This window comes from Glaciimonas immobilis (assembly GCF_011947285.1).
GTDB classification, from domain to species: Bacteria; Pseudomonadota; Gammaproteobacteria; order Burkholderiales; family Burkholderiaceae_D; genus Glaciimonas; species Glaciimonas immobilis.
The window spans coordinates 20756-36818 of sequence record NZ_JAAOZT010000003.1; the positions used below are offsets into that span (position 1 = coordinate 20756).

The 16063-nt window shown below is 47.3% G+C and carries 10 protein-coding genes and 1 tRNA gene; 3 read left to right on the forward strand and 8 right to left on the reverse strand.

Going from position 1 to position 16063, the window contains the following annotated elements; genetic code table 11:
- Positions 1–111: 111 nt before the first annotated feature.
- The gene (locus HAV38_RS06530; RefSeq protein ID WP_168053675.1) at positions 112–3858 is read left to right on the forward strand and encodes a TniB family NTP-binding protein; all 3747 of its coding nucleotides are present in this window, start codon (positions 112–114) and stop codon (positions 3856–3858) included.
- An 899-nt stretch (positions 3859–4757) separates the two neighbouring features.
- Here the strand turns inward: HAV38_RS06530 and HAV38_RS06535 are convergent.
- On the reverse strand, positions 4758–7886 hold the full coding sequence (locus HAV38_RS06535) for an NACHT domain-containing protein (RefSeq protein WP_168053677.1): 3129 nt from the start codon (positions 7884–7886) through the stop codon (positions 4758–4760).
- Between the two features lie 555 nt (positions 7887–8441).
- Between HAV38_RS06535 and HAV38_RS06540 the strand changes: the two genes are divergently transcribed.
- Both HAV38_RS06540 and HAV38_RS06545 read left to right on the forward strand, forming a co-directional pair.
- Positions 8442–9194, forward strand: coding sequence for a hypothetical protein (locus HAV38_RS06540; protein WP_168053679.1), 753 nt, complete (start codon positions 8442–8444; stop codon positions 9192–9194).
- A gap of 205 nt (positions 9195–9399) precedes the next feature.
- A complete protein-coding gene (locus HAV38_RS06545) occupies positions 9400–11148 on the forward strand; it encodes a retron Ec67 family RNA-directed DNA polymerase/endonuclease (RefSeq protein ID WP_168053681.1) in 1749 nt (582 codons plus the stop codon).
- A gap of 715 nt (positions 11149–11863) precedes the next feature.
- Here the strand turns inward: HAV38_RS06545 and HAV38_RS06550 are convergent.
- From HAV38_RS06550 to HAV38_RS06580, 7 genes are all read right to left on the reverse strand, one after another.
- Complete coding sequence (locus HAV38_RS06550; RefSeq protein WP_168053683.1) at positions 11864–12136, reverse strand: hypothetical protein; 273 nt, start codon at positions 12134–12136, stop codon at positions 11864–11866.
- 13 nt (positions 12137–12149) lie between these two features.
- On the reverse strand, positions 12150–13160 hold the full coding sequence (locus HAV38_RS06555; protein WP_168053685.1) for a TrbL/VirB6 family protein: 1011 nt from the start codon (positions 13158–13160) through the stop codon (positions 12150–12152).
- A 44-nt stretch (positions 13161–13204) separates the two neighbouring features.
- Complete coding sequence (locus HAV38_RS06560; protein ID WP_168053687.1) at positions 13205–13483, reverse strand: hypothetical protein; 279 nt, start codon at positions 13481–13483, stop codon at positions 13205–13207.
- Positions 13484–13680: 197 nt separating this feature from the next.
- On the reverse strand, positions 13681–14307 hold the full coding sequence (locus HAV38_RS06565) for a helix-turn-helix domain-containing protein (RefSeq protein WP_168053689.1): 627 nt from the start codon (positions 14305–14307) through the stop codon (positions 13681–13683).
- Positions 14304–14540: a plasmid-related protein gene (locus tag HAV38_RS06570; RefSeq protein ID WP_168053691.1), complete on the reverse strand. Its 237-nt coding sequence runs from the start codon at positions 14538–14540 to the stop codon at positions 14304–14306. The genes HAV38_RS06565 and HAV38_RS06570 overlap by 4 nt, the downstream gene beginning before the upstream one ends.
- 287 nt (positions 14541–14827) lie before the next feature.
- Entirely contained in the window at positions 14828–15871 is a 1044-nt protein-coding gene (locus HAV38_RS06575; protein WP_168053693.1) for a tyrosine-type recombinase/integrase, read from the reverse strand.
- A gap of 97 nt (positions 15872–15968) precedes the next feature.
- Positions 15969–16044, reverse strand: a tRNA-Thr gene (locus tag HAV38_RS06580).
- Positions 16045–16063: the final 19 nt, after the last annotated feature.

A 16063-nucleotide genomic window follows, 5' to 3' on the forward strand; every position in this document is an offset into this window, starting at 1 on the left:
CGTGAAGCCATTTAAGGAACTTGGGGTTCGAGGTCCCATGCCAGTAGCCGGGATTTCAGTTGGTAGAAGTAGATCGCAAACTCATCGTAGCAAGCTAAACGGGAAACGCTAATGAAGAAACCTCTGGTATCCATCGAACCCGCCGCGATCAAATTACTCAATCCCGCAGAGGGTGTTCGGCTAATACGCGATCTGCTTTGGAGCGAGGTGACGCGACTAGGAATTCCGCGCCAGAATGTTGTGATCTCTTCGGACATCACGGTGAAGGACGGTGGAATTGACGCCAGCGTTGAAACCGAGGGAAGCTACGATTCGATTTTGGTGCCAGGCGCGTGCCATTTTCAGATCAAGACCGGTGAATCTTTCAAGCCGTGGCAAGAGGCCCAGATTCGCGCTGAGTTGTTTGGAGCCAGCCCTGTTGCTCGCGCAAATTTGGGAGCGGCCGTCCTTCAATGTGTGGAATCCGGGACCGCTTATGCGCTCGTCACCTTGGGTCATGACCTCACCACCGAGCAACAGGCGCAGGCAAGTGGATTTTTAAGGAAGTTTTTTGAGGATTGTGGTTTTGGCGATCCCCAGATTTCGGTGCTCGGAGTAACGCAGATCATAAGCTTATTGACCCTTCACCCGTCGCTTTGCCTCGATCTCAATGGGCTTGGTGACCTTCCGTTTCAGACCTCGCAATCTTGGGCCGATAATTCCGATATGACGAAGCAGTTGGCACTGGGTGATTCACAGGAAAGCTTCATCGGTGAATTGCAAGCGGCGTTGGATGGCGCCGACATTCAGCATGTCCGAATCGTTGGAGAACCTGGCATAGGCAAGAGCCGTCTCGTATTAGAGGCCATACTGCGACACCCTGATTTTTTAGCCAACACGCTTTATGTCAGGCAGGCGAGCGACTTTCAGAACAGCCCACTTTTCAATGAACTGTTGAAGAAAGGTCGGAATTACTCCGTCCTGCTTGTAGTCGACGAGTGCGACGATGCGGATCGTTCAGCAATTTGGCGCGCCTTAAAGGGCCGCGAGTTGATCAAGTTGGTCACGATCGACCATGGCCCGGAAGCTAGCGGTGGACAAGGCATGCAAACATTGCAGGCGCCCCCGTTGGAAGCCGCGCAAGTTGAGGAAATTCTTCGGTCGTATATCGGCGATAAGGTCGGGTTGCGAAACTGGGCCGAGTGGTGTGGTGGATCGGCCAGGGTGGCGCATGCATTGGGTGAAAATCTTAGGGACAATCCAGAGGATATTTTGCGAACGCCCGGCACGGTTCCAATCTGGGACCGCTTCATATCGGGATACGGCCAAACGCGCGGCGACGAGTCCGGCAGAGTGGTATTGCGGCACATCGCTTTGTTTGAGAAATTTGGAGCGCGGATTCCGGTTCAATACGAGGCTGAATTTATAGCAAAACTTGTAGGGAAAACTGATCCTTCGATCACGCAGGCGAAGTTTGACAGCATCGTTGGCTATTACCGAAAGCGTCGCATCCTTCAGGGTGATCGCACTCTACGAATAGTGCCACCGGCGCTTCAAGTGTATTTGTGGAGGGACTGGTGGGAAAATTACGGCTCGGGAGTCGATCTCAAAGAAATGATGAGCAATATGCCCAAGAGCCTCTACGGCTGGTTCATGCGGCCTTTCGTCTACGCCCATGGAGTGGAGTCCGCGCGCGACATTGTGAAAGCAATACTGGATCCTCGTAGTGGCCTGTTCGCCGATCGTGAGTTCCTGACCTCCGAGACGGGCTTGGCATTCATCAGTTTGTTGGCGGAAGCGGACCCCGCCTCGACCCTGGCGCTGTTGAAATCGACGTTTTCAAAGTGGCCTGACGACGAACTTACTGAATTGAAAAAGGGGCGGCAAAACATTGCATGGGCTTTGGAGAAAATCGCGGTATGGGAAGGTCACTTCCGCCAAGCAGCAAAAGTCCTGCTTCGATTGTCATTAGGAGATACGTCCACCAACTCGAACAACGCGAAAGGCATTTTCACCGCTCTATTTTCTCCGAACGGCGCGGCCACAGAAGCTCCGTTTGTAGATCGTGTTTCTTTGGCAAAGGAATTTTTGACAAGCGGTGATTCATTTGAGCGCTCGATGGGGCTTTTGGCCAGCGCTGAGGTGTTCAGCAATCGCGGAAACTCGCGAATCATCGGCGTCGAGTATCAAGGTCTTAGGCCAGAGGTGAAATTCTGGCAGGCCAAGGTTTGGAGCGAGCTGATTGATCCATGGCGCTCAATGTTGGGCGACTTAATGCAGGTTCGGGCTCAGGGCGATTCAGCTTGGAGAGCCGAGGTCGACAAGGCGCTGCTGTCATCCATCGAAAATTTGGCACGGACCAATGTTCTTCATGGTGAAATCATTGACGCCATGAACGAACTTTCCAAAGTTGATGATAATTTCGAAGAACTGACACAACTGGTCCTTCGGCTTTTGCGGTATCGGAATCCCGAAGCCCCGGAAGACTTCACGCGTGCGCTAACGGCCCTCTCGACAAAGCTTGTTGGAACGACGTTTTCGGAGCGGCTGCGCCGATATGTGTTGAGCACCATTTGGGAGGACGACTACCCGTCAGATGACGATTCCGATGAGCCAAGTAAAATCGCCTCGCGCATCCGTCTGGGACTGGCGCAAGAAGCAGCACGCGACGATATTCTTCTCGCGGATGCCTTGCCTGTTCTTTTCAAAAGCAAGGGGTATCGCGTCGAGCAATTCGGATTTGACGTTGCCGGCGCGTTGGCGGACTATCGATTTGATGACGCGGTGCTGACTCAAACGCGCCTTGCGCAAACGCCTGTATATTCGATGTTCTTGTCCGGCTATCTTCGCGGCGTCCATGGCATGAATCCGACTCGATGGGAGGCGTTGGCGGAACAGTTGATTTCCGATCCGCAACGATGGATTTTGCTGGCTGTTGTCTGCTCGGGCATGACAGAGAAGATCTTTGATTCGGTGCTGGGCCTATACAAGTCAGGCGCGATGGATTCCGATTGCCTGGTCGTACTAGGCCGGAACTCGACGCAAAGTAATGTTGGCGTTGCCAATATTAGACGCGCGCTGAGCGCGATGTTGGAACGCAGGGAAGAAGGTTTCTATCGGTTTGCCGTTGAGATTGCGGAGCGTAAACTCTGCCATTCGCTCCCGCCACACGCAGATGACGAGGCATTGGCATTCAGGATTTTGTGTGACGACTGCGCGCTTGCCCACAGTATGAACACAATGGATGAGCACTATTGGCATGGGCTTGCGAAGCGTTTCAGGGCGCAATTTCCGAATAGTGATGGGGAACTCATGGGACGTTTGATATGCGCGTCCGCTTCATTCCATGGCATTGCCGCCAGTGGCCATGTGTCGAAAGTCGCCGGCGAAATCTGCGCAGCGAATCCTGCGCAGGCTTGGGCGCTGGTGTCGCAAGAGCTGCTCGGTGAACGCGCGCACATAATGATACGCTGGCTTGGGGAAGGTGGATCGCACGGCCGCCCAGTCGAACTGGCAATTTTGAATTTCCGAGTCGAAGACATTTTCGAATGGATTGATACCGATCCTGGTCACAGATCCCTAATGATTACCGAGACCTTGGTCCCAAGTCTTGAGCAAGGTCCGGCTGGAGACCTTACGAAAGCGTTCTTGGCGAAATACGGTGAATTGGAGCATGTCGGAGGTTCGGTGATGTCGAGATTCTCTATGGGAAGCTGGTCTGGTCCGCGCAGCCAACACTGTAAGGTGAAGCGAGATCGAGCGAGGAAATGGCTGACTGAGACCGACTCCTCCAAGGTTCAGGACTGGTTATCGGCATACATCGAAAGCTTAAGCCAAGAAATTGAGCATGCGCTCATTAGCGAGGAACGGTATTTCTAATCGAGCGCTGCTAAATCTTTGATCGACCGCTCGCGAACATGGGGTACCCCGCAAAACACCACCGTCATTTCATCTGCAGCTCGCGCATTTTTAGCACGGGCCTTGTAACCGGCATTTATAGGCTTTTTCCCGCAACAAGGTAACGAGTAAGGCCCGAAATTTCGTCATGTGTGACGAAACGAGGACCATGCAAGGTGGGCCACCTTGCCTACGCTAGTCTATCCTGCATTAGCTAGAGCCAACTTCAATTTCTTCGTCATGCCGAAGAACCGCATCGACTTCTACGGAAAAAACTTCAGGTAAGACATTTTTAGCCATGCATCGTTTCAATATTAACGATGCGATGAGAACAATTTATATTGCAAATTATGCAATGTATCGGCACGTAAGTTACGTCTGGCCGCAGAAAAAATGGATCGCCATGCCGAGGAAATCATACATTTTCAAAGACATTGTAACGGCCAATAACGTGCCGATATATGGCTGTTCCCGCACTTATTCGCATCGGCGTTAAACACCGTGAAGAGATAATTTTCACGGTTATAGAAAAATGAAATATGAAAAATCTGCTAACCGGTAATTAAAAACAGCGGGAGACACGCAGATCGTCACGATTGCTGCCGCCCCGGCCGTCATCGACAGCCATGTAGCCCGAACATGCCATTGTCCAAAAACAGGCGCGAGAACGGAAGGACGCGCTAATGCGCGGCCACACATCAATACAGGAAATGCGCGAGGCGATCAAGCGTGCGGGTCGCGACTTACCTATCATTTCTCAAGTAGCACGCATGGGCATACTAGACGCTGCAGCATTCCGCGAGCGTGCAGCAAAAGGCCTGCCACTCGTCATCACCTGGCTCATCGGTAAGTGGCCGCTGTCCGCTCTTCCACCACAAACGCTACGCGACCGCTTTGGCGGGCTGCACGGGTGCGCGCGGGTTGGGGACTGTGTCAATACCGCTTTCGCGCCTGACCTCGCGCGCTTTGCCAACATTGGGCTCTAAATACATAGAGAGAACCCGACGTCCGACTAGCTCAGTCACCCGCTGTCTACTTGAAGGGTCAGCAGAGGCTTTAAGCAAGGGGAAATGCTCAGCTAGGTTCGAGTCAAGAGCCAAGGGTAAAGCTAGAAGAAGCGCAGAGGCTGTTCGAATATCGGAGTCGTTATCTATCAGGAAAGTCGGAGCTCTATTCAGCCAAACAAGTGCTTCTGAAAAGCTTTCCGCATTCAGAAGAATCTCAGTGTCAGAGGTCAAGAAAGGTATCTTCCTCAACTCCTCCAGCCGTCGCATTCTACGCTTTGAATTCCTGTGACCTATGCACATCATAGCTAAGCTCGCAATCAGGACGAGAACTAAGCACGTTGGAAGTCCAATTTCCATATATCGTGAAGCTACCGAAATTTTAATCCCTATAAGGCTAAGGAAAAAATATATACCATTGCCTAGAATCCAAGGAAAAAGGCCGAGCAATGAAACTGAAGCTACCATAAGTATGATCCTTAGCCCCACACCCCCAACCGATATGAATTGTTCTTTGGTAAAAAAGGTTGAGAATTTCAGCCGCACTCCCTCAACTCGGTTTTTATACATCAGTAGGAGCGTGCCAAAAAAGGCAACGTAAATAATAGCCGTAAACCAAAAATATGGGGAAGCAACAAACTCATGAATCCGGTTATCCACATGGCTAGAATCGACATTAAATATGGGATTGAAAATTTTTTGAACTGCTCGCATAAAGAAAGGTATTGGAAATACTATAAACGCAAAAACCCATTCGTCCCCCCCTTTATACTGTAACGTCGGCATACGCCTATCCAGCGATTGAGTGAATAAATTCACGATTCCAAGCCGCACAAGAATGCGACGTAACAAAATGGTTTGGAATGAAACGACCCACGCCACCTTGCTTAGCTTGGAAAGCAGGGGGCGTAACATGAGACATCTATGTGTTACGTACGATGCACCCACAGCCGTTGGTAATTGAGCAGCGAGAGCCTCTAGGCGAAGTCTAGACACGGTATCGCGAGCGGAGAGAGCTTCCGTGGCTAATTTTTTGCGGATAAGACGATTTAGTTCGAGAGAAGCGTCCCTCAAGTACACGCACTGTTTAAATGCGATTGCCCCTAGTTCCGTAAGCTCGTCTTCCAACGCTACACGCAAATAGCGAGTTAAAACTACCTCGGGTAATAATCCCCCCAACTTAATCGCCATGTACCTATCATAATAGTCACCATCGGTCCAACGTGGTTCCAACAGGTGGAAGATCGCCGTTGATAATTCGTCCGGAACGTCTATAAGTCGACGCGCTAAACCCTCTTGAAGAATCTCTAGGATCCGTATGAATGGCTCTGTACTCCAGTCAAAATAACCAATAGCGTACTGGCCGATTTGTTTTCTACACAACTTGACTTGGTTTAAGCTCCTCTTAACAAGAATATTAGTAGCGGCTTGCAATATTGGAAAAATAGCCTCAACACTTTGCGTTTGCAGTAAAGTCACCGAATATTCACGCCATTGCGGCTCTAGTAGCAAATCCACGGGGGAAATATATGTGGGGTTTGAGGCGAGAAAGTTCGCAAAAAGAGTCTCTTGGTACCGCCGATGAGAAAAAGCAAATCTACGATCTCCTTGCCTAGCAGTGGCTACGTCATTACGTCCTATTTTTACATCAACGAGTGCGGAAATTAAACTCTGCAGTTGATCTAAAGAAAAACGATCTTCTAGTACTGAATAGATTTCATCTATTTTGGGCGCGAGACTAAGGGCTGAATTTTCTGCAAACGCCACAGCTAATGTTCTAGCCCCCTCAATCAGTTGCTGGCTTGTTAAGTGATATTTTTTGAGAATATACTCGGGCTCTCGGCTAGCTAAACGCTCAATATGAGATGTTAATAATTGGTGATCATTCACGGGTTGAGCACCCTCGTCCTTAACGTAGCGACATAGAAGTGTTAAAAACAGTGGGTTATTGCCAAGTTTGCTTCTATCTGTGGCCAAATGCTGGTGCACGAGTTCGATTTGATCGGCGTCTAAAAACGAATTCTTAACTAGTTCACTTTGTCGCTCGGAACCGAGCGGAAGGATACGGAACTTCTTCCAAGGTAAGGCTTCTGGGCCTTTGTATTCCCGAGAAGCAAGAACACTACGGCATTCCCCCATGCCATCTAAGAATTGCCTAATTGCTTGTGAATATTGCCTTACTGCTGGACTACCCGTTGCTGCGTGTAGAACATCAGGTATTTCATCAAATGAGTCGAATAAAAAAAACCATATTCCGTTCTCTTTATTATTTTGCCAATTTTCGCGTACATACGTTGAAGTATCGGCATCACCCCGACGGATGTTGTCTGACACAAATTGTTTAATTAGGTCAGCATCAATAGAAATACCAGGTGCTGCTTCCAACTCGCGTAAATTTAAATACAAAGGAATAATTATTTTCTGATTTTTTGAATTTCTTCCCCGCCCTGCAAGCTGCTTAGCGAGATGACGCAATGCGACGCTTTTTCCGCTACCTGGATCGCCAACAAGTAAAATTGTGCGCTCCGAACTGGAGTCGATCGCACTGATAAGCGAGGAAACTCTTCGAATACCTGCGAACTTCTTTTTCCGCAGCTTATCAACAGCTGAAATATAGTAACCACCCTCGGTTTCGACCTCCGCCTCGAGGTCGGTAAAATATTGATCATTCCAATTCTCTGCTTTTGCCATATAGGCTAAATCGGCATCGAGTACTGAACAGAACTGCTGACGCCTTCTAATATTTCTTTTTTTCTCAGTGCCAATAACAAGAGCAAGTGAACTATTTTTATATGCCTCACTTAACTTTATCAAACCTTCTATTGCTGTTGTTAGTGCTTTAAAGAAAAGGTAGCCAACCACCAGCAGTATGGCTAGTAACAGACATACTGCGGCTAGTCGCCCCCAAGTTTCTCCGGAGACAATGTTGTTTGTAATAAAGTGGTACACCTCCTGAGCGAAGGCTAAGATTTGGCCCTTGAAAATTTCTGCGTTATCGTCTGCCATTGAATATCTTTGCAATTTCTAATTTTTTAAGGGAATGAAATTTTTCATGTGGGTCATAAACAAAAACCAATTGCAACAATCCTGCCATATAAATTACTAAATAACAACTTTAACAACTGCTGTTGCGCTAAAGCGGTGTATTAGTGGGGCCGACGATATCGGTGTAGCACGTCTTCTAATCTTCTATAAACGTAACTCTGTCGGCAATGCCGCACTCACCGACTTAAATAGGCAAATTGGTAAATAGAGCGTCTTTTTACCGTGGGATCAACCGACCGCGAGGATGTTATGCCTAACCGGATTTGGCTGTATTTCGGCCGTTGGACAGGTGAGCCGAGAAATGCAGCTCGAAGTTGTTTTCGGACAATTCTCTCAATATGTCGAAAATAGATCAACACGTGATTTAAATTAAAACAATGATAAGCAATGTTTTTATGCTATCGTTGTACTGAGGCTTTAGTTTAATAATGGTTAAAACGCTCGCCTTTTGGTGAGAGTTCCTGGTTCGATTCCAGGTTGCCAAAGGAAATTCCATAACTTACTGCAGAGTGTCCTTTGGCAACCAATTCCCCGCTTTATTTATCCGACGCAGAGATACAAGTAGTCTTTAGCGCTCAAACAATAAACGTTCGCTCCTTGAATGCGGCGTGGATACATTTAAGGCGCACAATCAATCGAGATCTCGTTCCCATCAACGAGACAAGTATAAAAACCCATACGCAATTATTAGGTTTGCTTTATTGCTCTTGGGCAGAGTCTGTTTTTCTCAAGCTAATTCATACACCAAGAGGCTTTAGTGGTGGGCTAATTTTCCAAATTCAGCAATATAAAAAAGAAAAAGGGGTTTCTGCAGCATGGCAAAAATGCTTGGAGTTAGGCCTACGGGAAGTTACAACCGTTAGAGATGCGGGTGATCTTGCAAATATTAAACAAAAATTAATCCGGCTTATTGAGCGTTACATTGAAGAACCTGCGCTTCTCAGGAATAAGATGGCGCACGGCCAATGGATCATTGCGCTAAATCGTGAAAATACTGCCGTAAACCAAGTAATATCCGAAAAAATTGAAAAGTTGGATGTCGTTCAACTAATGATATTAAAGGAAGTAACGGAAATACTTGTTAGTTGCATTGAACTGCTAATTCAATCGCCTCACAAACATTTCCGGAGCACGATCTGGGAGCACATATCAACGCATGATGAGCAGTTAGCTAAGCTAAGCAAAAGAACTTTGTCAGAACATGTAGCCCGACTTACAGCTCGTGCCCCGCGTTCTGCCAAATTAGTAGCGAGCGCCTGTGTAGTATAGTAATAGAGTTAAATTAGTACTCTAACGACAACTTCCGTATGCTAAAATTGAGTCGGATTCGCGGATAGATTTTTTGCCATGTTTCATGGCATGTGAAATGAATGTCCCGGGATATGCCCTCGGTATCCCTCTATTACCGCTATGATGCGCTTGCTATGTTCGCATAGGAGTATCCGCGAATTTCTCATAACTAAGTTCGCACCTTATGCCGAGTCTAAAACAATTACAAGCAACGACATCACTCAGAGAACTAGCGCCCCTGTTGGATATAAAACCGGGAATGTTATCGTACTTACTTTACAAAAAACCTAAGCTAGACCTTTACAAGAAATTTACCATCCCGAAACGCCATGGTGGCGTTAGGGAAATTAACGCGCCTGAAGGCGATCTTAAGCTACTGCAATATCGATTATCTCTTCTACTTCAAAAATGTATTGTTGAAATAAACGCTGAACACGGACACGCAGAAGACGATGAACACCTAGGTATTGCACACGGGTTTAAGCGATACCACTCGATCATGACGAATGGCCGAGCACACGTGACTCGTCGTTACGTCTTCAATGTGGATCTCCACGATTTCTTCGGTAGCATGAATTTTGGTCGAGTACGCGCATTTTTTCTCAAAAACAACAACTTTAAATTGCACGCCAATGTCGCGACGGTTATCGCACAAATCGCTTGCCATGAGAATAAACTTCCTCAAGGCAGCCCTTGTTCTCCAGTGATATCGAATCTAATTGGACACACTATGGATATACCGCTTGCGCGACTGGCGAGGGATGAAGGCGCGACCTACACGCGATACGCAGACGATTTAACATTTAGCACGAACAACCCAAGTTTTTCGCACAAGATTGCAGTACAGGGATGCGATCAAAAATGGCTGCCGGGCGAGAGTCTACAGCGCATTGTCACAAAGAGCGGATTCAGCTTCAATGCCCAAAAGACCCGAATGCAATACCGAGATTCCCGGCAAGAGGTTACAGGTCTGACTGTCAATCGTAAGGTAAATGTTCCCGCCACATATCGATACAAGGTTCGTTCGATGGTGGACAAGCTTTTCAAGACGGGTGAGTTTGAATTCATTTATAAAAAGCTAGACACTCTTGGAAAAGAGGTTGCCTTCAACTACCAAGGGAAGCGAAAACAACTTCTTGGAATGCTTTCATACATCGATCAAGTTGACCGATTCAATAGCAAGCTTTGTGAGAAGAATGGACTAGAGCCTCATCCCACAACCGGACGGACAACACTTTTCAGACGTTTTCTTTACTTCGACGCTTTTTTTGCTCCTGTTGAACCTATTATTGTTTGCGAGGGTAAGACGGACAATGTGTACTTGAGATGCGCCATCAAAAATCTTGCCGCCGCGTACCCAAAGCTCGTTGTCGCAGGTACAAAGCCCCTGCTCAAGGTTCGTTTTCTAAAGTATGCCGAGCGACGAACGAGCCAGATTACTGAACTCACCGGAGGTGTAGGGGGCGTGTGCAACCTTTTAAAGCACTATCACGATGACGTAAGGACAAAGTTCAAGGCGCCTGCACCAAAGCATCCAGTCATCGTTTTTATAGATAACGATAGTGGAGCCGATAGCATTTACGGTGCTATTGCTGGAATCACGAAACAACCCAAGCCCGCTGGGAGAGCAAGCTTTATTCATGTTATCGCCAATCTTTATGTGGTCCCAACCCCGTTAGGTCCTAAAAACAAAAAAACAGCGATAGAAGATTTTTTTGACAAAACGACACTGGCAACAAAACTAAGTGACAAAACATTTAGTCGAGATAACAAGATGGAAAATTTAAAGCATTATGGAAAGGCGGCATTCGCCATAAACGTTATAGCTAAGAATGCTAATACCGTCAATTTCAACAAATTCGCACCTCTCCTTGATCGAATGGTCGCTGTAATCGACGATTATGCAAAACGACTTAAAGTTCCACTAAATTAGTCGGAAATGTTACTTTCTTCTGCTGCACGCCATGACATGAAGACAGAATATTGCTGGAAAAAATTGAACCAGAGCTCTAACTATGGGCAACTCTTTAAAGAGCAGCTAGAGTTCGTTTGCTTTGAGCCAATTGATAGCAGAAAAAGATTTCCGCGTGGTTCTTTATAGAGCCTGAGCTTTGTAAGTACTTTACAAAACTACCTTCATATATCTCGCTATGTCTCGGGATTATCCCATTAATACCTCCCTGTCTATATCAACTCCTCTCACTGTTCAGATAAGTTATGGGTACGTTTAGTCATGAATCTGGATGAGGAAATTGTTAAATTGTACAAATCAGGACCCATCAATAATTAACAGTAAATAAATAATGATCTTGGTTTATCGATGGTCGACGTAGGACCTGACAGCGCCGAAGGTGCTGCACCTTGACCACGCTCGTCTATCCTGCATTAGCTACTACCTTCTCGGAATTTTTCGTCATGACGAAAAAATGCGTATTTTCCACTACGGAAAAAGAAAGTTGGCGACAAGAATTTGCGATTAATTTGCGTTAGGCGCCGCGGGAAAAACATCTCTTAAATGCCTTATGTTAGTTTTTCGCTTGGCGCATCGCTGCAACCAAAATAGCCAAAAAAATCGGGCAAATATCTGCTGGCCGAAAACCGCCTGCGCGTAAGTGGCATTAAGGATAAGGAAGGCTGGGGAGATGAGATTAAACCATAAAGATGAGTTGAAAGCCGTCTGGTGCAACCAGCATGATTAGCACGTCATACAACCATAAAACAGCAGTCATTCCGAGGCCAATCCATAGAAAGGCAAATAGCGGCGTGGTTTCCTGTCGCATGAATGTGAAAATAAATAGTGTGCAAAAAAGTGAAATTCCGGCGATGCCACCACAGCCGACACGAATGACTGGCCGAACAAATAGCAATGCTGTGAACAAAATAAACTTGAGCGTGTGAATAAGTGATTGAAACAGGTTCATATTTATATCTCCATTAATTCGAGGATATGCTGTTGCGCTGACGACCCTTGTAAGCGCTGTAAGCCCGACCACCAGTAGCACTCCACCCTACTCGCGCGGCCTTTTTTGTACCGGCTGCAGCGGCTTGTTTACCGCCGCGATAACCGGCGCTTGCCAAATCACGCGCGGGACGTGAGAAGACCGATAATCCTAGGCGGCCCATGCCATATGACGACATAGACACACCTCCGGCAAGACCTGCGGCGATGCTGGTAATTTGCGCTAGTACGAGGCAGCTAATTATTCCAGACGCAACCATGGGAATAAGCTGATCGATAGAGCCGTTTTGCTGCTGGGCTGCAATCCCTGAAAATCGCTCAAAAATCTTTAGTACAAATGCGTTGGCCGCGATGATCAATACGTTCACCATTCCATAATTTGTTATCTGCTGAATCCAGGAATTGAAGAAGTTTGCGGTCGACTGAAAAAGCAGTGAAAGGATAAACAGCGGACCAACGGAGATCAATAACGCAAGCGCTACCTTGCTCAGGATTAGCAAGAAGCAAGTGTAGGCGGTAACAGCAAGGGTTATACCCCATGTGCAAAACGCCGCAATATAGAGCCCGAAGTCACCGCTTAGTATTCCACCCTTGTCATACATTTGTTTGCCTGCAATAAAACCCTTCATAAGCAAGCTATCAAGGAGCGAAGAAACGGTTCCGCTTGAATTGCCACCGATGGCATTTGCCAAGTCCTGTGGCGCATCCCAGGCATTCTGAATGACGTAGGTTGAGTATGTTGCGACGTTTAAAGCTACACCGAATATGAATGCGATTTTAAGCATCCTAACGGCCATGTCTGTAATGGGCTCTTGAATCATTCCACGCATGCTTGTGAGCCCCCATATGATGACGTACACGCTAAGAAGGGCGTACGCGGCCGGGGCAATGGCAGATGCTACGACTTCCACTTTTTGGCCAACAAATTCAATGCATGCCGCATCTACAAATTGAATAACATCCTGATACACGATTGCCATTTTCATTTCCTTTCCGTACTAGTGTTTGTCCGTAGTAGCGCGGTATTCCTTCAAGAAGACGCTATTGTCGATAATGCCCATCCGCTGGTATCCAAGGTCAAGAACGGCGAAATATTAGGCACATCCAAAAGTGCATCGAGAACGAGATCGATTGAGCGGAAATAATGCGGACTGCCATCGCGTCGTACGACTGAGTAGGACTCTGATCCCAAAGTGATCTTTAGCGAAAACCCATGTCGCATGTCTGGATAAATCAGCGACTCTGCAATCACATCATCGCGATCGCATAGCCTCGATATCTGGTCAAACGTTATAATGTCTAAAGCCATATCGGACCTCTTCTCAGGTTCTGTTGTGGTCAGGCTGCAATCTGGTGTCCGCCACATTGCAGCCGCTGTAGATATCAAAAGAGCGCGCGGCTTCGCTCTCTTTATAAGTAAACATCTCTCTCTTTAGTAGCTCATGGGTGAACCCTATTACCGCCCAAAAGGGTTCATGGGTGGGCCCTATTCGACTTATACACAGCTCATGGGTGATCGGTGTCACCGGTGGGCTGTGTATAAGTCCCTGGCGCGATTGCACCGACATTTTTGAGCAGAACAACTAATTGCTCTCTTAAACTGGGTTGGATTTGGTCTAATGTCGCCTGCAGGTTGAAAACTACGCCGCCACTAGCGACATTATTAACGTTGACCTGTAATCTCTCGATATGAACAATGCTCGCGTTCTTTATATCGCGGCTCCGCAAAGCGCCCTTCAAATCGGCGACGGACTCCCTCACCGTTGAGGGCTTGTAGTCCCAGCTCGCCTTCCCAGTATTGCTTCCAGACTCATCCTGGATGTGCACAATTTCATGTATCCGATAATGACTGGAGCGTCCAACTAGGGAGCTAGAGATATAACCGAACGACACAAGATCCTTGATAAGCCGTTTAACCTGCGAGACTGACAGGCCCGATTGCTCAGCGATTGTTTCATGGCTGGGAAATGCATCACCGGTGTGATAATTGCTGTGCGCTTTGATGACGAGATAGACCTTGAGCGACGAACCAGTCATTTCCGCAAGTCCCCCTCCATCAATCATCGAGCGGAAAAAATGAAACCACTGCGTTTCCGCTTGGAAAAGTTCACCTTGAGGTTTGGCGGGAGTCATTTCACCACCTGACTTGACTCGCCGATTTGAGACAATGCCTCGATCACTTGTAGCGTGCGGAAATAAACACGGCGACCAAACTTGACGCGGGTTGGTCGCAAAATACGCGACATCTCATTATCCGAGCACAAACTAATGCGCAAACCTTCTGCGCTTCGATGGAGTATTTCGGCCAACTGACCAATTGTCATATATGGGCCAAACTTGCCGAGCAAAAGTTCTTCTGTAGTCATAGCCTTGGTTACCGTAATGTTTCGTTTTATTACGAATGTACAAGGCATAATCTATAGACCTTCACCACTGCCTGTCAAATGCAAGTCATTGATTTAAAAGACAAATTTTAACTTCTTGTATCGACAATTTTGCCAGTTTTGTAGCGACAATTTTTAATGTCTTGTTGAACGGCTTTTCGGAAAGTTCAATTAAATCAAGCACAAAGAGAAAACACGGATATTTGTTTTCATCTTCGATTTAAGGCGGAATTATTGTTTTGTATCAATTTGTAACAAGCGGTTTATCCTTATTCATCTTGCAATCTATCGAGTTTTTTCACTAAATCTTCCGCGCGCAGGTGCGTATATCTCCGCAACATTTGCATAGACTTGTGACCGCTTATCGATGCCACTTCCTGATCGCTTAGTCCTGCTTCAACCAATCTGCTGACGGCCTCATGCCGTAAGTCGTGAAAATGGAGGTCTACAAATCCAAGCGATTTTTTGATATCTCCCCAGATTTTCTTAAATTGGTACGGGCTTCGCTTGCCATCCTTGCCCGGCTCACCAAAAAATATCAAGTCAATACCGCTAGGACGAAGGGGATTTTCCAACGCTGTTTTGAAGACTTCAGTTGCTACGCGAGTGAGTGGCACAGTGCGGGACGAATCATTTTTTGTATCGCTCAGACGCACTACACGCCTTTTTAGATCGACGTGGGAATGGCGTATGCCGAGAATTTCTGACTGTCGCATACCGGTTTCTATCGCAATCATTACGATCCATCCCAGCATGGGGTTGCTGTGCTGTTTGACGGTGTTGAGTAACTGCTCTTGCTCCGTGACTGTTAAGCGCCGGTCACGCCCTTCTCCGGGGCTTGGCTTGCGAATATTCACCACTGGGTTGTATGTGATTCCGAGCCCCCATTCCTGAATGGCAATCGTAAAGAGATGACTTAACAGGGCGAGCTCGATGCGCACCGTATTGTTTGCCTTCCCGTCAGCGAGTCGCTGATCTCTGTAAGACGCGACCAGCTCACTGCTTACGGCTGCGAGAGAATATTTACCAAAGAATTTATCCAGATGTTTTGCGGAGCCGGCCTCACTACTTTGGGTCTTCAGCTTTTTCGTCGTGGAGACTTCAGAGATATAACGTTTGAGTGCCGCGCCAAAGGTCATTCGTTCAGAGGGTGATCGAGAAATAAAAACGCCACGTACCATTTCATCTTCAGTCCGACGCGACCAGTCATCGGCGTCGCGCTTTGTGCGGAAAGTCTTGGAAGTAGTTGGCCAGCCGATCTTGCGAATGAGTGCCTTCCAGGTACCGGAAGGGGTCTTAACGATGGTTGCCATTTGGCCTTTGCGGATGCTGAGTGTACTGATACTGTACTTTTAGCGTTCCACAAAAGCAAATGCCTCCCGTAAAATCTACGGGAGGCATTGTGTATATTGGTGCTGGCTGCAGGACTTGAACCCGCCACCCCCTGATTACAAGTCAGGTGCTCTACCAGATGAGCTAAGCCAGCAAAAGTGCGAGAACAGAAT